Here is a 23,210-nt window from a genome sequence, read left to right as displayed (position 1 = left end):
AAATATAATAAGTTTTGGGTGAGATGTCAAGGGGGTTTTCGTCACCTTACACTCTTAAAATACTGTATCAGTATATTCTTAATGTAATTATACCTTCTGGCATAAGAATTTTCCACCCGGATTAACTCAAATCCATGTGCCCGGCAAATTGCATTTTTCTTCTCGTCTCTCGCCCGCACAATGGCATTTTCTTTATGTTCTTTTCCGTCTAACTCAATGGCGAGTATCGGCATATCCTGTCCACGGTATCCTTTTTCATATACCACAAAGTCAAATCTTCCGGTATAAAAAAGGTCGTCATAGGATTCATTTTCCTGAAATACGTGTGCAATGCTGACTTCTCTCTGCACAACGCAGCGGTTATTTGTATTCAGCACATTATCTAGTGCATGATTTAATGTGGTTAAAAATGCAGCCTCTGTCTGCGTGCTGTACGGCTTGATTCCCAATGCCCTGGAAGAAGTCTCTCTTGCTGTCACCTGCGCCTCACCGTTGGTCTGGACATAATCTACCAGCTCATAAATATCATCATCCCCAGCGGAATGCAAACGCTTCAGTTCCTTGATATCCGACAATATTACCAACTGGTCTTTTGCCCGGGAGGTTGCCACATTAATCAGTTCTTTATTATTTTTCAGCCAGTCATAAGTTCCCTGATAAGTCTGCTGGGTGATTGCCAGCGAAAAAAGCACAACATCTTTTTCATCTCCCTGAAATGCATGAACCGTTCCGCAGGGAATATTTTCCATCCCATTGTCTTTCAACGCCTTGTTAATCAGCTCTTTCTGATTGGTAAACGGAGTAATGATACCAATGCTCTTATCCGGATGTTCTTTGATAAACGAAATAATCTCTTCCACTTCCTGCGGCGCTGTATTCTTATAGTTGGTGGTATTTGCTGGAATATTCTTAAAAATCAGCGGATTAGACTCTTTATCCGGACTGTTGATAATCAACTTGTTGTTATAATATTTTTTATTATTAAATGAAATAATTTTCTTATTGCAGCGGTAATGGTGGCTGAGCAGAATTTCCTCGCTGACTGCATCACATGCCAGATAGGTCTTATAAATGGAATTCTTTATATAATCATACTCATCTGTCACTCCATAAATCCGCTTAAGCTTCTCATTGTCCACCGGATTCAGCAGGATTACCGGACTCAACTGCTGCGGATCACCTACCAGCATAAGGCTTCTGCCCCGGATAATCGGTACTAATGACATGGCAATATTTCCCTGACTTGCTTCATCCATAATAACCATATCAAAATACGTCCCCGGCTCACCAATCTTGTGTGCCGATATGGATGTCGTTGCAATAATCGGAAAAATTCTCTGGAACTTCTTCAAATTTTCTTCCTGACGGATATAGGTATTAAACTGCTTGACTTTCTTTTCCTCATCCGGACAGTTTACAATCTCCATCAAATCCTGATTTTTCGGTTCCTTCAGACGCTGAATATATTTTGCAGACGTATAGTAGAGATATTTCTTAAACAGCTCCTCATCTTCCACTACAAGTTTCAATGCTTCTTCATCTGTAATCTCACCAATTTCTGCTAATTTTTTCCGTACCTCCTGAAGCTGAACACCCTGCAATTCTGTCTGAAAAGTCAGATGCTGATTAGTCTCTATCATTTTAAGAATCGCTTCTTCCCGCTCCTTTAATTCGATTCTCTCTTCATGCCTCTGTAAAAGCTTGGTCAGCTTCTCCGTCCTTCTCGTCTTATCGTCCTTGTTCTTCTCAAGGGTACTGTCAAATATGGAAATATCCTTTGTCCGCTTATACAAATCCCGAATATCATCCAGTGCCTGCAGCACGCATTTATCATTTCCAAGGCGGATAATCGGAAATGGTATCATCCCCTTATTCCGATAAGGAATGGACTTTAATTTATCGCACACTCCATCAATGGGATGATTGTTATAAGACGCAAATAAGACCGTTTTCTCGTTAAAGAAAGCAGTCACCATAGTATTTACGATGGTATTTGTTTTGCCGGTTCCCGGCGGTCCCTGGATATATGCCAGCGGATATTTCATGGCATTATGAATTGCCAGTAACTGGTCCAGATTGATTTTCCGGTCTAAAAGTGTTATCGGATAATTTTTCCTTCGGTCTACCTGTTTTAACAGTTCTCCGAAAAATGCTTTTATCGGAATGGTCACTTCATCTTTTTCATACATTTTATGAATTGCTTCATACTCCTGATGAAGATCCACCAGCAAATCCCTGCCGATTGCAATTACATATGGCATATCATCCACGCCGTTTATCTGGGGATTGGACTTCGTTATTTTATCTTTTATCAGTTCCTGATTCTTTTCAAAATCATTTAAAAGTTCATAGTCATCTGCATCTAAAAATTTCCGGATTCCAAATTTTGCTTCCGGCTTATTCTTCTCCAATGCAAACTCCATGCAGACGGTTATTTCTTCATCCTGCCTTAAGGTCTTCTTCTGCACATCCAGCCGCAGCTTTCGGTATACCAGCACATATACGCCTTTGGGCGTATGTATACTTAATACATTTATTGCCAGCTGCTTCATTTTCTTCTTGGAAGCGGCATCCTTTGCTCCATATTGAAACTTCGATACAATCTGCTTAAACTGCTCCGGTGCGAGCTTATAAGCTCCCTGCCATTCACCATCCAGATGCTCAATGAGTGCATAATCTGTTTTGTAAGGTACAGAATCCATTTTATTGCAGTCAACAAGATAATTGAGCACCTTCAGATTTGCAATATTATCAAAGATTCTCCGGTATTTTCCCTGGTTATATGTAATATCATCTATCAGCTCCTGCTTTGTTTCAAAATAAGAGCCTTCTATTACTGCCGATGACAGTATGGAATCAATATAAATGTAAAGGCTCATTGTGGTATACTGCCCCAAATGCAGTCCCATTACATGCATGGATTTCCGGATAGGGTCTATCTCCATAATTCCAATCCAATATTTTGTTACTTCATCTTTTCCATTTTTGTACTCTATACTGAGCCATTTTCTCTCATGAATGGCCCGGAAGATATCTCTGCAAATTGTGTTCATGGTTTATAATTGTTTGTTTTGTAATGTTTCGGGTCGATAGGTTGCTTTGCTTCAAGTATGGCTGAAATCTTGGTGGGTAGTTCATAGCAGGGTCTTGGGAAGCGTTTTGGAATAGAGGCGGCGGGAACTTTATATGGAAAATAAATCAGTTCTTTAGCATCAAGAATTTGTTCATAAACTATTCTTTCAGAAGTTTTATTTCATTTCTGTCAAAAAGTTTTCAACAAATATTCTTTCATCTTCTCCTTTTGAACATAATTAATTTCACTCCTGCATATGCTGCACTCCCTTTCTATCATATCTATATATTCATCTACATTCATATTTCTTGCTATAAATGCGTTTCTTACAATTCCTTTTATATCATCCTGATTTTGCACCTTATGCGACAACTCATTTATCTTAATTAAAATATATATTCCAAAAATATCCGCACGTAAATAACTCTTTTCCCTCATAAATGCTATAACAACCAATACATGCATGCCTGTTAACAAAAGACATCTAAGTGAAATCTCTAATTTTTCAGGAAAACTAGTTTGTCCTGCAAATGTTTTGTATTTCATATATTGGAGCCACTCGGCAATAGTCTGGCATTCTAATAATTCATCATGCTTTGACACTTCATTTATAATTGCTATTTGTGACGCCATATCATAATCATCTTGATATATACAATACATCACCTCATCTGAATTAGTAACACTGCTTTTTATTGTCCAAATATAAAACGCATCTAATATCCCGTCTTTACAAACAGTATTAAATAAATTTCCATTTGGACTGGCGTCAATATACTCCATCAACTTTGTATACATTTTCTTTTCAAACCGATGCCCTATGTTTGTATTTTTTATCTTCTGTATCACTGCTTCTTCATCACTTTTCATATCACCATGATAATTCCATAATACTCTTAACATCTTTATATTAAAAAATTCCCACTCCAATCGGAATCTATACAAAGAATAATACATAACAATATATGTAAATAAATATGTACAATTTTGTTTGCTTAACTGTTTTAATATTTCTTCTATATCAATTTTATTATAATAATCAATTCTATCTCTTATTATTTCTGTCAAATAGTCATTAAAATTTTCTTCATTTATGATTGTTCCAAATAAATCAATAACATCTTTTTGTTTTCTTTTCTCCTTAAATATATCGTTTACTTCCATTGTAATAAAACTTTTAAGGCACTCGTCACAATATGATGCATATAATTCTTGTCTATTACATATTTCTATATATAAGCGATGTATCAATGATTGTCTTCTTTCATCATCCATTTTTATATATATTTCTAATAATACTTCCTTCCACCCACTGGCATCAAATATACTATTATTCTCGTTCAACGACAAACTAATATACTTATTGATTTAAATTTTATATCTAATTTTTGATTATCCGTATAAACACTATACTTTCAAATATTTTGAAGTATAGAAAAGCACTCATTTTACCACGAATTTACCATAATTAAACGAGCCTTGATATGACTATAAATAACACTAAAAAGACCTCACACCTAAACGGTGTCTTTTTTAAAAGCAGTCAATCATAAGACCAACTGCTTTGTAAATATAGATATTAAATTGTTAAGCTGAGATTTTACTTAGATTTATCTTTCACTGGTTTGCTATTTTCATCATTTTCTCCTTCAAGCCATGCCATTATGCCAAAGTTACAAAATGGATAAATTATTACTTCTTTATAAACTTCTTGCTCACAACGAGGGCAGATGACATATTCTTCACCTTTTACATTTTTTAATTACCGAAATGCCCTTTTTTATTTGCAAATTACATGTCTTATAGCTTACCATGTTTTTCGTATCTTGCGACTCTTGATATTTTGTTATCCTCATCTACAAATACTACTTTAGGTGGATTTTTCTTTACCTCTTCTGGAGTCATCTGTGCATAGCACATTATGATTATCTTATCACCTGTCTGAACACATCTTGCAGCAGCTCCATTGAGACATATCATTCCGCTGCCTCTTTCTCCTGCAATTGTGTATGTCTCAAATCTGTTCCCATTATTTATATCTACGATACTTACCTTTTCATACTCCAAAATTCCGGCACTGTCAAGTAAGTCTTCGTCTACAGTGATGCTTCCTACATAATCAAGTTCTGCTTGAACTACTGTAGCTCTGTGTATCTTCCCCTTTAACATTTCAAATGTCATATTTAACCCCCGTTTAACCTTCGTAAATAAAGTTGTCAATCAATCTGGTTTTGCCGATATAAACTGCCATGGCAACTAGTACTGGTGCTGTCATCTCCTTGACCGGTTTAACTGAAACAGCGTCTACAGCCTGAACATAATCTATTTTCGCCATAGGCTCAGTTTCAATAAGCTTAATCATTTCTGATACAATTTTATCTGTATCTTTTTCTCCTGCTTTTGCCATATCTTCTCCGAGCTTAACTGCTTTGCTTAAAATTAGTGCCGCCTTTCTCTCATCTTTGCTTAGATATGTATTTCTTGAACTCTTTGCAAGACCATCCTCTTCTCTAACTATAGGGCAGCCCACAATTTCGATATCAAAGTTCAAATCTCTAACCATTCTTTTTATAATCGCAAGCTGCTGTGCATCCTTTTGACCAAAGTAAGCTCTGTCGGGATTTACAATATTAAAAAGTTTAGATACTACTGTGCCTACACCCCTGAAATGTATTGGTCGTGATTTTCCACAAAGTTCCTCTGAAAGACTTTCTATGTTTACATATGTTGAAAAATCGTCAAAATACATATTTTCCGGCTCAGGATTAAATATTAAATTAGCACCTGCCTCCTCACATAGCATAGTATCCCTTTCCAAATCCCTCGGATAGCTTTCCAAATCTTCCCCTACTCCAAATTGAGTCGGATTTACAAAATCACTGACAACAACTCTATCGTTTTCTGAAACAGCCCTTGTAATTAAACTCTTATGTCCTTCGTGCAAAAATCCCATAGTAGGAACAAGACCTACTGTAAGACCTTCTTTCTTCCATTCTTTGACTATAACTCTCACTTCATCTACGGTTTTTACTATTTTCATCGTTCTATCTCCTAATATAACTTGTTAATTACATCTTCTGAAATTTTAAATGTGTGTTCAGGTGCTGGAAAGCTTCCCTGTTTAGTTTCTTCTATATATGCAGCAAAGGCTTCTTTCATTACATCTCCTACCTTTGCGAATTGTTTTACGAATTTAGGTGTAAAGTCAGAGACCATTCCAAGCATGTCCTGATAAACGAGAATCTGTCCATCGCAGCCAGATCCTGCACCTATTCCTATTGTAGGAATATTAATGCTTTCAGAAATAATTTCCGCTAATTTTGCAGGTACGCATTCCAAAACAATCGCAAATGCTCCTGCTTCTTCAACAGCTTTTGCCTCTTCAATGAGTTTCTTTGCTCCCTCTTCACTTTTTCCCTGAACTTTAAAGCCTCCAAAAACGTTCACTGACTGAGGTGTAAGTCCAATATGTGCCATAACAGGAATTGAAGCAGCTGTAATAGCTTTAATCTGTGGACAAACAGAGGCTCCACCTTCTAGCTTTACTGCTTGACATCTTCCTTCTTTCATAAGTCTTCCTGCGTTATACATGGCCTCTTCAACTGAAACTTGATATGACATAAACGGCATATCTCCAACTACTAAGGCATCTTTGGCACCTCTTGTAACTGCTCTTGTATGGTGAATCATATCTTCCATTGTTACCGGCAAAGTATTTTCGTATCCGAGCATAACCATGCCAAGAGAATCTCCAACGAGAATACCGTTAATACCTGACTGATCCATCAATTTAGCTGTCGAATAGTCATAGGCTGTCAGCATTGTAATCTTATCGCCCTTAACCTTCTGTTCTTTAAAAGTGGATACTGTGTTTTTCATTTTTAATTACCTCCGTCATCTTCAAATAGTCACTGTCTAAATGTTTTTCCTGTGCAATACTGAGAAGCTTTTCTGAAAGCAAAAGATATATCATCTCATATCCCACCTTTTCCTCAGACTCGTTTATCCATGCTGCCTTAATAGCTTCAATGTGTTTTGTGATAGTCGACAAATCATTTCGCTCAACAGGACCTGTGAGGGCAGCCGCAACCCCTTTTTCTGCCAATGTGTCGGCATTTCCAGTAAACAAAGGCACTAAGGCTTTCTTTGCATCTTTTTTATCAAAGCCGCATTTTACAAGCATTTCAGCCCCCACTTGAAAAAGTCCGTTTACGAGATTGCTTACAACTACTGCACCGCAGTGGTAAAGAGATTTATTTTCCGCTCCCATTGCGATTACCTTATTTCCTGCTCGCTCAAAGATACTCTTAATCTCATCTAGATTCTCTGCCGAACCCTCCACAGTAAAATAAGCCTTATTCAAGTGTTTCCATGATTCGCACTTATCACTTATTGCATATAGGGGATGTACCGAATAGATATTTGCACCGAGGTTTTCACCATCAAAAAAAACGGTTGATGAAATCGAACCGCTGCAATGACAAATATTTTTATTTTTAATATCCAGATTCTTCATATAATCCCATACTTTGCTTATCTGTCCATCAGGCACAGTAATAAACAGGGTATCACTGTCACTTAAGATATTCTCTATACTCTTATATAGTTTTGTGTTAGTAAAATCTGCTGCTGATTTAGCTGATTCCGGTGATTTGCTGAAGTAACCCGTAATCTCTACGCCGTTTTCCTTCAGGTATTTTCCAAGGGAAAATCCTACTTTCCCCGCTCCGATAAATCCTGCTCTCATATCGATCACTCCTTTCTGGGAAGTGACAATCATGAAAATCTGCATGGATGAGGTCTCGTTCAAACTGATATAATCCTCATGGTTTAAAAATAAAAAATATGTGGTATAGTTTCTGTTCGAATACTATCTACCCATTACTATAGCACCTATTTAAGTGATTGTACAGAGAAAAAAATAAGGCACCACTCTAACTAATTTATCATTAAAGTGATGCTAATATAAATCGTGTTATTTAGCTTTTCTGTATTTAATCATTTTCACAATCTGAATTATCAAAGTCGGGATAAAAATATAAAGCATGACAAAACACTTCTTCATTTTTCGCTTGATTACCCACCACAGAAAAGAAAGAACCCTGTAAAGAGCCTTACCACCATTGGTGGTGCTTTGCACTCTTGATTGGGCTTTTTGTTTGCTGTATCTTTCATGCAAGAGGAAAATTAAAGTCCTCTATTCCATTTCTCTTTTAGATAATCTTCATAGTCCGTTTCATTAAAATCTAATTGTGGCGAAGTGTTGGGAATGTTGTTTCTGTTGTCTATATCTGCAAGCTGACGGAATATCCAATCATCATAAGGGTCGTGATATTTATACTCTTTGGGCTGTTCTCTGTATCGGTCTAACCCTCGCATTTCCTTATGTACTTTCATCATGCGTTCCAATTTCTGACGCTGTATCAACTGCTTGATTTCCATAAGTTCTTCCAACTCTACTACCTCACTAGAAAGATAATTGCTAATGTATCTAATCAATGTAGTTTCCATGTAAAATCTACATTCTTTTTCGTCATTGAAAAATTCATTTTCAGACAAATAATCTAAGGAAACATTAAAATCCTGTTCTCGTTTGATAACGTCCATGATATATGGCTCGGTGTGGTCAATATATTTCCATTCCCCCGACAATAATTCATTCGGTGTTACTCCCAGCACGTCCATTATCTTTTCCAATGTATCAAAGGTAGGATAATTCACACCTCGTTCAATCTTGGAAAGGCTCTGCATATTGATACCGATTTTATTGGCAAGTTCCTGTTGTTTCATTCCCCTGTGTTTTCTTATGATTTGTATGTTTTCTCCTAAGAAACTGATTTTCTTTTCATAATACTCCATAACTTAGTATAACCGCTCCTTTCGTTGCTTTTATTGTCATTTATAAGCATATCATACTTAATATATATCGAAAAGTCAATCGAAACTTCTTGACAAGTAATTCTAGTGGCGTTATTATCTTATCAGACAGAGTGATTAAGCACGCTAGGGTCAATCACACACTTGAGTAAGCATATATAAGAGATGTTTTCACTTTGATAGCATGAATGAGCATGGACTATCAGACTAAAAATAGGGTTTCTGACTGGGGCTGTTTCGTTTAGCCACGAGCCTCTCAAGGCTCGTGAGCGTTAAGAACGGAACAGACACAGGAAGAAAGGGAACGCCTTTAGGCGCTCGTAAAGGGCGTATATGTAACACCGCCCTGCGTATACATGTCATAGTACCTAGAAACTGTGATAAATAAAGGAAAAAACACAATTTTTACCCCGCAAAAAAACGGGAAGTACGAAAGGAGTAATGCACTATAACTGCACACAAAAATTTATCCGTTAAGATTGATTACATCAGCATTGTATTTGAAACGGCAACCGCTGAAGATGTAATCATGCACATTTTAGATTTACCGACTGACATTTTCAATGTTTATCCAGCAACGATAAAATTCAAGACTTATCAAGCACGCTGGCAGATTGGAGATATTTATGTATCGGGGGACGCAAGAAAGACAGAGGACAACCAACAAGGGCTAGGCTGTTATCTTGTTATGACTGGCAGAGGTTGTGATGATATTTTCCGTATTCTCGACAGTAGGAATAGTACCTTTGGAGATATGTTCCGACGCTGTGAGCGAAGATACGGACTGGATAATTTCCATTTCACAAGACTTGATATTGCCATTGATGATAAGAACGAAAAGCCATTCTTTACCATAGAGCAGATAAAGAAGAAATGCGAAAAAGAGGAATTTATCTCGAATAGTGAGGGCTACCACTTTGACGAAAGCAAGTTTGATGATTTCGACACCGCAAAGACTGTTTATATCGGTGCTGGTAAATCGGGATTGTCCTACCGCTTTTATGATAAAGATAAGGAAGTCTGTTCAAAACATAATAAGACACTTGATGAAGTCGGCAGTTGGAAACGGACAGAAATGCAACTGCGTGATGATAAGGCTCATGCTTTTGCCATGACATTCAAGGACAGACCGCTGGAACTTGGGGAACTGGCTTTCGGGCTATTGGCAAACAACCTACGCTTTGTCGTGCCAAACAGAAATGAAAGTAATAAGAGCAGATGGAAAACGTGTCGGTTTTGGGAACGCTTTTTAGGGGCTGTGGAAGTCTTAAAACTGCAAGTACCGAAACTACATAATTCTCTTGAAGAAACACAGCAATGGCTCACAGAGGGTGGCGTGATTTCCGCTGTGAAAAGTTTTTACTTCTTGGAAGAACATGACGCATTAGGTGGACTGGAAAAAGTGGGAACTATGCTTGATAAGGCAAGATACAGCAATTCCCTTTCCAGTAAACTAACCGCCCACTTACAGAGGATAGACCGCACCGACCTTATCCCCTATATCCAGTATGACACGAAACATGGGAAAGGGGGTATCTGATGAATAACAACGATATTCCTGTATGGGAAAAATACACCCTTACCATTGAAGAAGCGTCAAAGTATTTCCGTATCGGAGAAAACAAGTTAAGACGATTGGCAGAGGAAAACAAGGACGCTGGCTGGCTCATTATGAATGGCAACCGCATACAGATTAAACGCCGACAGTTTGAAAAGGTCATTGACAAATTGGACGCAATCTAATGCAAATGAGCCTTGTATGTGTTATGATGAACACAAGTCATATCAAGGCTCTTTCCAACAAGGAAAGGAGCAGACATCATGAAAGAAAAAAGACGGGATAGCAAAGGACGTATCCTGCATACTGGAGAGAGCCAACGAACAGACGGAAAATACTTATATAAATATGTAGACGCATTTGGAAACACAAAATATGTGTACGCTTGGAGATTGACACCCACAGACCCGACACCAAAGGGAAAACGGGAAAAACCCTCACTTCGAGAACTGGAACAGCAGATAAGACGGGATATTGAGGACGGTATCGACAGCACAGGCAAGAAAATGACGCTTTGCCAACTCTACGCCAAACAGAACGCACAGAGGGCAAATGTGAAGAAAAGCACAATAAAACAACGGGAACAACTCATGCGGTTATTGAAAGAGGACAAGTTAGGTGCTAGGAGCATTGATACGATAAAACCCTCTGACGCTAAAGAATGGGCGTTACGCATGAAAGACAAAGGCTTTTCCTATAACACCATTAACAACCATAAACGCTCGTTAAAAGCGTCATTCTATATCGCCATACAAGACGATTGTGTAAGGAAGAACCCTTTTGATTTCAAGTTGAGTGAAGTCCTAGAAAATGATACCAAAGAGAAAGTGGCATTGACAGAGGGACAAGAACAAGCCTTATTGTCATTCATTAAAACAGATAACGTGTATCATAAGTATTATGATGATGTGCTGATACTGTTGAAAACTGGACTTCGTATCTCGGAACTGTGCGGACTGACAATCATGGACGTTGATTTTATCCATGAGGTTGTAGTTATCGACCACCAGTTACTAAAGAGTAAGGAACAAGGTTATTATATTGAAACGCCTAAGACAAAGAGTGGAACAAGGCAAGTGCCATTAAGCAAGGAAACGATACAAGCATTTCAACGAGTGATAAAGAAACGCCCAAAGGCAAAACCATTTGTGATAGACGGACGGAGCAACTTCCTATTTGTCAATCAGAAAGGCAAGCCAAAAGTTGCGATTGATTACAGCACTTTATTTGTCCGTATGGTAAAGAAATACAACAAGCACCATAAGGACAACCCCTTGCCACATATCACACCGCATACGCTACGCCATACATTCTGCACAAGGCTGGCAAGCAAGAACATGAACCCAAAAGATTTACAGTATATCATGGGACATTCAAACATTAGTATCACAATGAACTGGTACGCTCATGCGTCCATAGATACCGCAAAATCAGAGGTTCAGCGTCTAATTGCATAGAAGTATTTACCACGATTTTAACCACGATTGATAGCGAAAATATAAGAAGATAGACCTAGATATGTGAGGTTTACCACAAAAGCAAAATGCCCGTAGAGCCGATAAAATAAGGCTTTGCGGACATTTAAGAAGATATAAAAAGATAGTCAAAAAGACATATATAATTTATAATTAATTTGATCATATCCTTCTAATTCAGCTCTCGAAATATTTTGTTTACATACATCCAGATAAAAATTCATAATTTTTTCTATATTTTCCTTATCTACCCGAAAATATTTTTCATCTATAATCTCTTGTAATAGAGATACTTCCTTTTTTGTATTATATATCCAATTTTTTTGATTTTTGAATTCTATATTATATTTTTTTCCCAAAGAGAATTCATGTTCTTTTTGTTTCCTATAATCTTCAAAAATAAACGAAATCAATTTGTCATATTTCTCTTGTAATCCATAATTATCATCATCTTTAATGGCATAATATAAACATCTAAAGTCTTTACATAATAATTCTATATTTGTATATTTAATTCTATCTTTTACTGTTTTTTTCAAAAAAATTCTATTAATATCCTCCATCACAAACTCTTGCGTTTTTGCATCAGATAACATTTTTATTACTAGTACACTTTTCGTGCATTGATAAAAAATAATTACAAATAAAACAAAATATGTAATTGCAAATCCAAACCAAATAAAATTCATTATACTAATGGTTTTTATAGGAAGAACTGCCCTATAAATCGTTATAAAAGGCTTATACAAAATTTCCAATATAACTATAATGCCAAAACCTTTTTTTGATATAAAATTATTAAAAACTTTTATCTTTTTCTTTACAAAAAATTCTTTTATATTAATCCCTAAATACCTATTTATTCCTATTTCACTTCCCTGATATGACGCCACAAATTGGTAAAATGTTAGTAATATTCCATATATTGTAATTTGTCCAATTACTATGGTCAAAAAAGTTGCTTTATCAACATTTAAATTATTGTTCAAAATATATTCCCTTATTATTTGTACCCAATATTCTATTTTATCCATTGTACCTCCAATGCAATTCTAGTAGTATCTAAAACCAATTATGACTTTTTGAAATTTTTCTCTAATTGTTTTTTTCAAATTTTAAAAACAAAAAAGTCCACAAAAAAGCCAACACCCTAAGCATTGTCTCTTTTGTGAACTTCTAATTTTTTTCTTATTATAATATCTGCGCTCATTTCTCATAACTCACTCTCCCAAATATGATATAGATATTATGCGACTATTTTTTACAAATTGCAACCCTTTTATTGGCAAATTGTCTGATTTTTCTATCTATAAATAATATTTTACTACTGGATTCATCAATAAATATCAACGTGTCAAATTCTCTTGGCAAGTTCAATTGCGATATATAATTTGTCCACGTCATGGTTTGCTTCCGCCAGTCCAGTTGCATCATAAATTGCCCGATCCAGCACATCGCCTGTAACCAGAAAATTATATAAATCCCAACCATAAAAATCACAGACTGCCTGAACTCCAGCCAATTCCATCTCCACGGCAATACATCCTTCCTTTTTCCTTGCGTCAAGCTTCGTTTTAGTTTCCCGATATATTGCATCCGTTGTCCAGACTTTTCCTACCACATTAGGAAGTCCTAAATTATCAAATATGAATTTCACAATCTGATAATTTCTAATTTTCATATAATTTGATGGTTCTGCATAGTGATAACTCATTCCTTCTTCCCGGTAACTTTCTATTGGAATAACAAACTTTCCTATTGTCTTGTCACTATCCAGCGAACCTGCTAAACCAAGCATAACAAACCTGCTTGCGCCCGTCAGCCAATTTGCATCTATCACATCACTCCCTGCCATTGAAGAACCTATATGGCTTAAGTATGCCGCAATTTTCATATTATCTATTTCAAAAACATATACCTTTGTAATTCCATTGCAGCACTTTATTGTACCAGCCTGCTCATGTGCATATGTTTTCAGCATATAGTCAAATATCTGCTCTGAAAAAATAATAATACACTTATCACACAACTGCTTTTTCTCCCCATAAAAATCCTCCAGTCTAATTATTGCCTCTGAATTATCAAATGCCTCTGTTATTATTTTTCTGCCTCCTTAGGTCACTCTGCCTCATGATTTTTTACAAGTTTTTGTATACTCAACTAAAGTCATTTTTTCGTTTATAACTGTTTCATTGCCGACTCTGACAAATCCACATTTTTCATATAAATAGCAATTTTTTTCTTCCTGCTTAATAGTATCTAACCGCCATTCTATTGTATCAAAAGAATACACTTCAAATAATCGTTCTATTACAGCACTTGCTATTCCTTTATTTTGAAATTGCGGAATAACAAAAATAGGGGAAATCCATTTTACATTTCTCCCATTATGCCATTTAACTCTTACACCACCTACTCTCTTACCATTAAACAAAATAAAATAGAAATCCGAATTGTCTTCAATTATCTTCTGTGTTATTTTTTCAAGACTTTCTTTTGCCGGGCTTGTAATATCATCCCGATATTTTTCATATAACGCTATAAATGCTTCTACCTGCAATTTACGCAAACCTTCTGCTTCTCCACTTGTTATGAGTTCCAATTCTATTACATCATTCATTTTTTATCTCTCCTTCTTGTAAACCTATTTCCAACAGTTCTTTACAAATGCTCTTTCACCTACAAAACCTTCCACCGGCAGCTCCTTCCAGATGCCTGGTAGCATAAAAAAATCGCACTAAACCCTCAAAGTCCAGTGCGATATTTCCAATCTAAGATATAAAATGTGTTAAATCATCTCTTATATTCTGGTTTTATGCACTAGACTAAAAGACCTACAAGCCATAAACTAATGCACTAACCTTGCATATTTATAGCTGTGTACGTCCGTAATACATGTACATATAACGTCTTGAATATAAGTTCTGATTCATGTGTATGTTCTCCTTTTTTTGTTGGTAAATATACCATTATTGGCAATTCATGTCAACAATAGGCAACAATATATTTTTAAATATTATTTCACCATACTCTGTTTTTCTTCCATGCATACTACTCTGCTGTATAGATATGACTTCTTGTATTTGGGCACAAATACAATATAATACTTACAATTCCACTTTGTATGTGCCAAACTATTAACATTCATTTATGATAGTCTCCTTTGTTTTTAATATAGTTGGCAAACCTATACTTAGTATAACATTGGCGATTTTTTATTGTAAGTTAAAACGTTTGTTGGCACACCTGCACAGCTGATGATTCAATTATATCTTATACGAATAAACCAGTCTCACTTTTACATAAGAGACTGGTTTAAAGTCTTAACATATACTCTAATACATCTACATTTTAAATTCTGCGAAATTACCACTATATCCTACTTTTGTAATTTTTCTTTTAAATTCATTTCTGCGTTCAACTGAATCATATTCTTCAAGATACCACCTACTCGCTCTCATTTTTTTCGATTTTCTAAGTCTATCACATATTTCCTTAACATATGGCATATCTACATCTGAATATGATAAACCTACTGAATATCTGCTTTTTCGATATCTTCAAAAAATTCTTTTTCATGAAATATATTTTGATTCGTATCTTTTATTAATCCCGTTTTAGCAATATGAATAGCATTTCTTATGTTTTCATCATTATAAAGTAAATTATGCTCTTTTAAATTTAATAATTTTTCCTCATATCCAATAATCAGTTTACTATAATCCTTGCCAATTGAAACCATATCCTTACGTTTTTGTTCTTCATAATTTATCTCTCTTATCCCATGTATATGACAGATATTATGTTTGCATACCCCATATATCCTTTCAAGCGTTTCAGAATAATCAAATATGGCTTGCGGGTGCTTAACTGTACCTGCTGTCACCCCACTATGAAAGGAGCTTTACCATGAGCAATCAACACAAACATCCAACTATAAGTTTTAGAATCAGCGATGCTGAACGCAAATAAATCGAAGCCCGCATTCTTGCCAGTGGCATGATGAAGAAAGATTACTTTGTCCGTTCCTGCATCTATAACCGCATCTGCGTTGTCGGCAAGAAAGAAACTATATATCCTCTTGTGCAGACTGTTAATGCATTATATCTGCAATTACTTGAAATACAGAAAGCATTTACTAATTGCTGTAATCAACAAAATTTAAGCAATCTTCCTACCAATGATGAAATTAAGGAACTACAGACCGACTATAACAATATGCTTACAGCTATCATTGATCTGCTTGATAGTGCTAAGTATCTTTGGGAAGGAGAACACCATGAAACAAAATCGCCGCATCTTCATCTTCTCCTGATATCAGCTCAGCAATGCATTTATTCAGTATCGTTGCGATCTCAAGTCTTTCCTTTATCTTGCCCTCTCTGCTTATCAGCTGATACATTTCCTGATTCGGCTCCGTCATCGTCACGATAAACATAATGATCATGGAGATACCAACAGAAAACTCGATCAGCGACATTCCATACCAGAATGCCTGCACAGCTGCCGCCACTGCCGGAAGTACAACGCATGACAGCATAGAGAACAGGAGCTTCCGACTGACTCTCTTTTTGTACTGGAGCAGAAGCGTAAGATCAAGGAGCAAGCCTGCTGCCGGAAGAAGAATTGACATAATATATAACGGTGCCCGATGATAACAATTATCCCCATCTATGTAATAATACCAGTGAGTAAACTGCGAGATCACCACAAAAGCAGCCCCTGCGGCAGCAATAACATATCCGGCTTTTACTCTTTTTAATGTTCTCCGCTCTTTCTTCGAAAACAGATAAACACACACATAAATGTGAAAACACAGCAGGAATACGTCACTTAAAAGGAATACGAGAAAACTCGAAATACAGACCATCACACTGCCCGGAACTCCGGGATATCCGCTGAAAATATGCGCCATGGCATCCATCAGCAATAACAGGGAAGCAAAACTCTCCATCAGGATAAGATACCGACGCTTTTCCCTGTCATAATTACTGCTCAGAAATATACATAATGCAGCTATGGCACAAAATACACATCCCCATATAAGTATCGCTACCTGCAGTACTTTTTCATCCGGCATAAAAAACACTCCTCACATTCGTCACTTACAATAAGTGTTACACTTTACCGTGTAAAAGTCAACCTTCCCCAAAAATCCCGGAGTACATTGTCATACTCCAGGATTTTGTCGTCAACCGGATAAAAGCAACCGCATTCGCTACATAATTCTACAGCAGATAACTGCTTCGCAGCTGATTCAGTTAAAACTCTTCCCCGCAGGATTCAATCACTTTTTTGTACCAGTAAAAAGAATCTTTGCGGATTCTGGAAAAGTCTCCGGTCCCGTCATCATTTTTATTTACATAGATAAGACCATAACGCTTCTTGAATTCTCCGGTGGAGGCACTGACAAGATCTGTACAGCCCCAGCAGGTGTAGCCGATCAGATCTACTCCGTCATGGATTGCTTCCTTCATCTGCTCTATATGGCGGCGCATATATTCAATACGGTAATCATCGTGAATCTTTCCATCCTCTGTCAGCTGATCCACCGCCCCAAGACCATTTTCCACGATCATGATTGGAATCTGATAGCGGTCATAGATCTGGTTCAGAACATAGCGAAGACCAGTTGCATCGATCTGCCAGCCCCAGTCGGAAGCTTTCAGATATGGATTTTTCAGGTTGTCACTTCCATTTCCGGCCGTTTTCTCTCCGTCCTTTGTCACGCTGACACAGCTACTGGAATAATAGCTGATGGTGAAAAAGTCCACCGTACCCTTCTTGAGGATCTCTTTATCCTCCTGAAGAACCTCCAGCTGGATTCCGTGCTCCTCAAAGTATCTCGCTGCAAATCCCGGATAATATCCTCTTACATGAACATCACCGGCAATGGAATTGTGGATCTGCCCAAACTGCTGTGCATATAAGATATCATCCGGATGGCAGGTATATGGATAACCATTGTGATAAGCAAGCATACAGCCAAGCATAAACTCCGGATCGATCTCATGAGCCATGGAAACTGCAAGTGCACTTGCTACCAGCTGGTGATGCATTGCCTGATAACGGCTCTGCTCACATACATCCTTCGGATCCAGCATTCCTGCACAGAATACCGCACCAAAGTCCTGCGTCAGCATATTGATCTCATTAAAAGTCAGCCAATATTTTACCTTACCTTTATATCTCTCAAATAAAACCTTTGCAAATCGAAGATAGAAATCGATCATCTTACGGTTTTTCCATCCGCCATACTCCAGAGAAAGATGAAGGGGATTCTCATAATGAGAGATCGTTATCAGCGGCTCAATGTTATATTTTCTCAACTCATCAATCACATTGTCGTAGAACTTAAGGCCTTCCTCATTTGGAGTTTCCTCATCCCCATTTGGGAACACTCTGGACCAAGAAATAGAAAAACGATATACCTTAAATCCCATCTCTGCAAAAAGAGCAATATCCTCTTTCCAGTGATGATAAAAATCAGTTGCCTGGTGATTGGGATAAAATTCTTCCGGTAACGGTGCCGGCGGTGTAAGACGACGTTCCTTATCCACACTTCCTCCTGTCAGGATATCTGCAATGGACGGGCCTCTGCCATCCTCATCCCAACCGCCTTCATACTGGTTTGCAGCAGTTGCTCCGCCCCAGAGAAATTTTTCCGGCATACGGTTATAATTTTTCATTTTTTAATTTTCTCCTTTTTACAAACATCAGGCGGATTTGTTATCTCCGCCTGATGTTTCGTTGTTATTCTTATACAATAGTCAGAAATTTATCTCCTGCATTTACAGCTGCATCTTCTTTTTCCATGCATACTGCTTTGATATAATCAGAAATATTGGTCACAACAACCGGTGTGATCAGATCATATCCTTCTTTCTTAATGGCATCCATATCGAATTCCACAAGAAGCTTTCCTTTTTTTACCTTATCTCCCTCAGAAACATGGGATTTAAAATATTTACCATTTAAATTTACAGTATCAAGTCCGATGTGGATCAGAATTTCTACTCCACTTTCTGTCACAAACATGATTCCATGTTTGCTCTCCATGATATTTGCCACCGTACCATCTGCCGGTGCATAAACCTTTCCTTCTGATGGAACGATCGCTGCTCCGTCACCTAAAACCTTATCAGCAAAAGTTTTATCCGGAACATCGGAAAGTGCTTTTACAGTTCCTGCTACCGGTGCACAAAGCTCGATCTTATCTACAAGCGGAGCGTTCTGCTGTGCCGGCTGTTTTTCTGTATCTGTGTTCTGTACTTCATCCTCTGTCTCAGCCTTTACATCCTCAAATCCGAAGATAAGTGTAAGAACAAAAGCAGCTACAAAAGATACCACGATCATAATGATTCCATAAATCAGATTGCTTAATCCCTTCTCGCCGATAAACGCCGGGATTGCCATGATACAATTCTGTGCAATGTAAAGAGAAACCTGAAGAAGTCCTCCTACGATACCACCGATTCCGGCTGCGATGGAAGCTGCTACAACCGGTCTTTTCAGTTTCAGTGTAACACCATACAGAGCAGGCTCTGTGATACCCATAAGAGCGGAAACACCGGCTGCACTTGCCAGCTGTTTCATGTTGCTGTCCTTGGATCTTACAGCTACTGCAAGAGAAGCTCCGGACTGTGCAAGGTTAGAGCATACCTGAGATACAAAGATCAGTGTATCGCTACCACCGGTTGCAATGGCATTCAGTCCGATCGGTGTCAGCGCATGGTGCATACCGGTCATAACGATGAACGGGAAGGTTGCTGCAAGGATACCTACAATAATGAAACCAAGTTTTACGGACAGGAAGTTGATGGCTACCGCAAGTCCGTTACCAATAATTGTTCCGATCGGTCCAACTACGATCAGGGCGATCGGTGCACTGATCAGAATTACCAGTGTCGGGTTCAGGATCAGTTTTACCATTTTCGGTGTGATCTTATCAACCAGAATCTCAATATAATGTGTGATCCATACCATCAGGATAACCGGAATAACGGAATAAGAATAAGTTGCTTTTGTGATCGGCAGACCAAACAGTGTGATGGCCGCATCACCAGCTACCATAGTTACAAAGGTAGGGCTTAAGTAAACACCGGCAATAAACAGCGCCAGTGACTGGTTCACGCGGAAAACCTTGGCAGCATTTGCTGCGATCAGGAACGGCATGAAGTAGAAAGTAACATCTCCGATAAAACTGATCACCTGGTAGGTACTGCTTGTTTCTGATACCAGATGAAAAGTTGTCAGCAGGGTAAGTACAACTTTGATCATACCGGCTGCAGTCAGGGCAGGAATCATCGGGGTCATACATCCGGTGATGGCATCGATAACTTTTGAAACAACACTCTTTGAGCTGTCAGAGTTCGCTGCCGGTGCATCATCGGTAGGAACGCCTTTGTCTTCCAATGCCTTGTAAACAGCGTTTACTTCGTTTCCTGCGATAACCTGGAACTGATCTTCATGCCAGTTAACGCCGGAGATCTCAGAAAGCTTTAAGATCTCTTTCTCGTTGATTTTCGATCTGTCTTTCACATAGAAACGAAGCCTTGTCATGCAGTGGAACAGACGGGTGATATTATCTTTTCCGCCCAGCGCTGCAATCAGTGTGTCTGCAGTTTTTGCATAGTCCTTTTTCATTTGGGGACCTCCTTTAATAATAAATATTGAAATTTATATTAAAGGTCTTGCCTGAAAAGATACGCACATGGCACGTATTTCAGTAACAATCCATTAACACCTAATTTATAAAACAATCTCTTTTCACAGATTTTTCAGACGTTTATGGTCTTCTGTGATCTTCTGGATATGAATCGTCAGATACAGCATTTCGTCCTCAGTCATAGCGTATTTATATTCCTCTTCCATCATAAGATAGATCATTTTTACACAGCCGTAAGCTTCTCTGTACTGCTCCTTAATGATCTTGAAAAGCTCCTGATTCTCATCATAGTGAAGTTCTTTATGAAGGAATCTCTGGGCAAAATATTTCAGATGCGTGAGAAACCGCTGATAATACAGATTATCCTCCTGAAATTCCATATTGTCATAATACTTCTCCACGATGTCCAGGATCTGATGTACGATAATGGAAATCTGATAGCTGTCCGTCTTGCCGCCATCTTCCGCATTCACAAAATGCAATGCAAAAAATCCTGCTTCATCTGCAGAAAGATCTACCTCGAACATCTCATTTACCTTTTTCAGTAATTCCAAGCCGATCTCATATTCCTTATGATAAAGCTGCTTGATATCCAGAAGCAGCATATTCTGAAGGCGGATCCCGTTTTCAAGTCTGGAGATCGCACCCATGATATGGTCGCTAAGGGAAAAATAAATACTGTCATTTAATTTCATCCCCTCTTTTTCCTTCACTTCATTTACAAAAGCTCCCACAAAATCCAGATATTTTTCCGGAATAGCAGTCAGATAACCCTGTATCTCCTTGCTGATCTGGGCATTTTCCGCAGTAAAGATCTTCTCGATCCTGGACTCCTCCACTTGCTGTCCTTTCTTTTTCTGAAAGGCAATTCCGCAGCCCTTTACAATAACTTCATGTCCCTGTCCATCCTTGGACAGTATCAGATTATTATTCAAAATCTTATAGATAACCATATTCCTGTTCCCCCGCTGCCAGACAAATAAAAAAAGGCCATTACAGTATATAGAAAACCTATTCCTATACTACTATAAGGTCTTGCCTGACGATAAATAAATATTTCAGTAACAATCCTTCTGATTCGTAACTATTTAATAACTGCATGTAATAGTATCAGAAAAAATATATGTTGTCTATCTGGAATATTTAATAAAATATTTATAATATTTTTGTGAACTTTGACAAAATCCCCTGATGATCCTGCCATACGGATGATATGTACCCTCTTTCTCCATTAAAAAAAGAGCCCCAAACATACCAAAAAATATGTTTAGGACTCTACCTATGACGGGATAATGAAGTTTACTAATTTCAGGATAATAGAGTTTGCTAATTTACAGTTTACTATTCAAACTCTTCCCAAGGGAAGTATCATCAAATCAAAAATGCTGATTTTATGCGGCATTCCACCGCATCTGTTTCATCTTATGTTACTCTTTTCATATCGTTTTCAAAAACTTTAGTAGCAAATTAGTTGCAATTATTCAATATTACTTCCACGAAATCCATGGCAGATATAATCTACTTTTACTACTAAAAACGAACAATATCCCATATTACCTCTGATTTTTTCAGTTCCACGACAACTCCCGGATGACGTTTATCTTCTTTTATCCGTTTTTCTAGTTCCCAGAATCTCTCTGATGCAGGCTTTTTATCATCATTCAGAAAATTTGCATACTCTTTAACAAGACCTTCCATATAATTTTCCTGCCAGCCTGATAATCTTTCTCGAAATAATTTCCAATCCTTTTTGCTTATGTCCATGATTTTGAACCTCCTCAGTCTCAAGTTAGTCTCAACAAACAATTTCATAAATGAGACTGACTTGAAACTACAACTTTATAATTTACCTGCAAATCCCGGTTTTATCGCGTTTTGCTATATCATAGAGTCTCACTCAGTCTCAAATCTCGTGAGACTTCGTTGAGACTAACTTTGAAATATTCGTTTTTCAGAAAGCTCTTTAATCGTCTCTCTTTAGAAAGCTTTTTCTTAGAATATTCTGATTTTAACCACTTGATTTTTCTCAAAATTTCTATGACATTTTCTATGACATTTCTACGACATTTTCTGTGACATTTCCCATCTTCATTATAAGCGTTACCTAAAACAAATTTGTGCCTTTAATCAATTCAATTTTTACCTTCTCCCTACTTCCATACATAGAGCTTTTACTTTCATCAATAGTCTATACCTGATGTTTATTCTATGAATACATACTTTCCCTTTCCTTTACCATTTACCACTTTAACAACTTTCATATCTCTAAGTTTTGTCATGACTGCTCTTGCTGTGGATGGTGAGCAATCAAGAATTTCTTTTATTTCTTTTGTTCCAAAAATCTGATTTTTCTCTATTTCATCATACACCTTAAGAATATTTGCTTTCGAAGGTTCATTATATTTTTGTTGCTCAACCGCCGATTTTTTATTGTCAATCGCCGACTTTTCTTCTCCAATCGCCGGCTTTTGGTAATCAATCGACGACTTATTGACTGCAACATAAAAGCATTTGTATGATAAACAGGATCTTTTAGTCCCACCCGCTCCAACTCATTAC

At 37.4% G+C, this 23,210-nt stretch carries 19 protein-coding genes and 3 pseudogenes; 4 read left to right on the top strand and 18 right to left on the bottom strand.

The genetic code is table 11. The features are described 5' to 3' along the window. Positions 1-41: 41 nt before the first annotated feature. From LKD41_RS04285 to LKD41_RS04255, 7 genes are all read right to left on the bottom strand, one after another. A complete protein-coding gene (locus LKD41_RS04285) occupies positions 42-3,053 on the bottom strand; it encodes an AAA domain-containing protein (protein WP_227700492.1) in 3,012 nt (1,003 codons plus the stop codon). A gap of 209 nt (positions 3,054-3,262) precedes the next feature. Beyond that, on the bottom strand, positions 3,263-4,237 hold the full coding sequence (locus LKD41_RS04280) for a hypothetical protein (protein ID WP_227700491.1): 975 nt from the start codon (positions 4,235-4,237) through the stop codon (positions 3,263-3,265). 636 nt (positions 4,238-4,873) lie between these two features. Beyond that, entirely contained in the window at positions 4,874-5,254 is a 381-nt protein-coding gene (gene panD, locus LKD41_RS04275; RefSeq protein ID WP_004847071.1) for an aspartate 1-decarboxylase, read from the bottom strand. Positions 5,255-5,267: 13 nt separating this feature from the next. Beyond that, positions 5,268-6,113, bottom strand: coding sequence for a pantoate--beta-alanine ligase (gene panC / locus LKD41_RS04270; protein WP_004847070.1), 846 nt, complete (start codon positions 6,111-6,113; stop codon positions 5,268-5,270). 11 nt (positions 6,114-6,124) lie between these two features. Then, positions 6,125-6,952: a 3-methyl-2-oxobutanoate hydroxymethyltransferase gene (panB, locus tag LKD41_RS04265; protein WP_004847068.1), complete on the bottom strand. Its 828-nt coding sequence runs from the start codon at positions 6,950-6,952 to the stop codon at positions 6,125-6,127. Continuing rightward, on the bottom strand, positions 6,927-7,820 hold the full coding sequence (locus LKD41_RS04260) for a Rossmann-like and DUF2520 domain-containing protein (protein ID WP_009306604.1): 894 nt from the start codon (positions 7,818-7,820) through the stop codon (positions 6,927-6,929). The genes panB and LKD41_RS04260 overlap by 26 nt, the downstream gene beginning before the upstream one ends. Positions 7,821-8,260: 440 nt before the next feature. Continuing rightward, positions 8,261-8,932, bottom strand: coding sequence for a helix-turn-helix domain-containing protein (locus LKD41_RS04255; RefSeq protein WP_004847061.1), 672 nt, complete (start codon positions 8,930-8,932; stop codon positions 8,261-8,263). Positions 8,933-9,428: 496 nt separating this feature from the next. On the opposite strand from LKD41_RS04255, the gene LKD41_RS04250 reads away from it, so the two are divergent. From LKD41_RS04250 to LKD41_RS04240, 3 genes are all read left to right on the top strand, one after another. Continuing rightward, entirely contained in the window at positions 9,429-10,490 is a 1,062-nt protein-coding gene (locus LKD41_RS04250; protein WP_267489472.1) for a replication initiation factor domain-containing protein, read from the top strand. Continuing rightward, positions 10,490-10,693: an excisionase gene (locus LKD41_RS04245; RefSeq protein ID WP_002610247.1), complete on the top strand. Its 204-nt coding sequence runs from the start codon at positions 10,490-10,492 to the stop codon at positions 10,691-10,693. The genes LKD41_RS04250 and LKD41_RS04245 overlap by 1 nt, the downstream gene beginning before the upstream one ends. A 78-nt stretch (positions 10,694-10,771) precedes the next feature. Further along, positions 10,772-11,965: a site-specific integrase gene (locus tag LKD41_RS04240; protein ID WP_010775275.1), complete on the top strand. Its 1,194-nt coding sequence runs from the start codon at positions 10,772-10,774 to the stop codon at positions 11,963-11,965. Between the two features lie 146 nt (positions 11,966-12,111). On the opposite strand, the gene LKD41_RS04235 is transcribed toward LKD41_RS04240, so the two are convergent. The 5 genes and pseudogenes from LKD41_RS04235 to LKD41_RS04215 all read right to left on the bottom strand — a co-directional run bounded on the left by LKD41_RS04235 (position 12,112) and on the right by LKD41_RS04215 (position 15,869). Then, on the bottom strand, positions 12,112-13,017 hold the full coding sequence (locus LKD41_RS04235) for a hypothetical protein (RefSeq protein ID WP_227700490.1): 906 nt from the start codon (positions 13,015-13,017) through the stop codon (positions 12,112-12,114). Positions 13,018-13,337: 320 nt separating this feature from the next. Then, positions 13,338-14,012 (bottom strand): nucleoside phosphorylase, encoded by a 675-nt coding sequence (locus LKD41_RS04230; RefSeq protein WP_227700489.1) that lies wholly within the window; start codon positions 14,010-14,012, stop codon positions 13,338-13,340. A 99-nt stretch (positions 14,013-14,111) separates the two neighbouring features. Further along, entirely contained in the window at positions 14,112-14,603 is a 492-nt protein-coding gene (locus LKD41_RS04225; protein WP_227700488.1) for a GNAT family N-acetyltransferase, read from the bottom strand. Positions 14,604-15,035: 432 nt separating this feature from the next. Beyond that, positions 15,036-15,131, bottom strand: a pseudogene (locus LKD41_RS04220) (IS200/IS605 family transposase); the annotation flags it as partial. 384 nt (positions 15,132-15,515) lie between these two features. Then, entirely contained in the window at positions 15,516-15,869 is a 354-nt protein-coding gene (locus tag LKD41_RS04215; RefSeq protein WP_117946309.1) for an AbiH family protein, read from the bottom strand. Between the two features lie 23 nt (positions 15,870-15,892). Between LKD41_RS04215 and LKD41_RS15930 the strand changes: the two are divergent. Beyond that, positions 15,893-16,276, top strand: a pseudogene (locus tag LKD41_RS15930) (plasmid mobilization protein); the annotation flags it as partial. Here the strand turns inward: LKD41_RS15930 and LKD41_RS04205 are convergent. The 6 genes and pseudogenes from LKD41_RS04205 to LKD41_RS15775 all read right to left on the bottom strand — a co-directional run bounded on the left by LKD41_RS04205 (position 16,236) and on the right by LKD41_RS15775 (position 23,020). Further along, positions 16,236-17,063, bottom strand: coding sequence for a hypothetical protein (locus LKD41_RS04205; RefSeq protein ID WP_227700570.1), 828 nt, complete (start codon positions 17,061-17,063; stop codon positions 16,236-16,238). The pseudogene LKD41_RS15930 and the gene LKD41_RS04205 overlap by 41 nt on opposite strands. A gap of 181 nt (positions 17,064-17,244) precedes the next feature. After that, positions 17,245-18,672: a glycoside hydrolase family 1 protein gene (locus LKD41_RS04200; RefSeq protein WP_227700487.1), complete on the bottom strand. Its 1,428-nt coding sequence runs from the start codon at positions 18,670-18,672 to the stop codon at positions 17,245-17,247. A gap of 70 nt (positions 18,673-18,742) precedes the next feature. Further along, positions 18,743-20,629, bottom strand: coding sequence for a beta-glucoside-specific PTS transporter subunit IIABC (locus LKD41_RS04195; RefSeq protein ID WP_227700486.1), 1,887 nt, complete (start codon positions 20,627-20,629; stop codon positions 18,743-18,745). A gap of 123 nt (positions 20,630-20,752) precedes the next feature. Further along, entirely contained in the window at positions 20,753-21,604 is an 852-nt protein-coding gene (gene licT, locus LKD41_RS04190; protein ID WP_227700485.1) for a BglG family transcription antiterminator LicT, read from the bottom strand. Positions 21,605-22,187: 583 nt separating this feature from the next. Further along, positions 22,188-22,415, bottom strand: a pseudogene (locus LKD41_RS04185) (hypothetical protein); the annotation flags it as partial. 437 nt (positions 22,416-22,852) lie between these two features. Next, positions 22,853-23,020 (bottom strand): hypothetical protein, encoded by a 168-nt coding sequence (locus tag LKD41_RS15775; protein ID WP_227700483.1) that lies wholly within the window; start codon positions 23,018-23,020, stop codon positions 22,853-22,855. Positions 23,021-23,210: the final 190 nt, after the last annotated feature.

Origin of the sequence: Roseburia sp. CLA-AA-H209 (assembly GCF_020687575.1) — a bacterium.
GTDB classification, from domain to species: Bacteria; Bacillota; Clostridia; order Lachnospirales; family Lachnospiraceae; genus Roseburia_C; species Roseburia_C amylophila.
The sequence above is the reverse complement of the archived record's forward strand: the minus strand, read 5'-3'. Positions and strand labels throughout refer to the sequence as shown.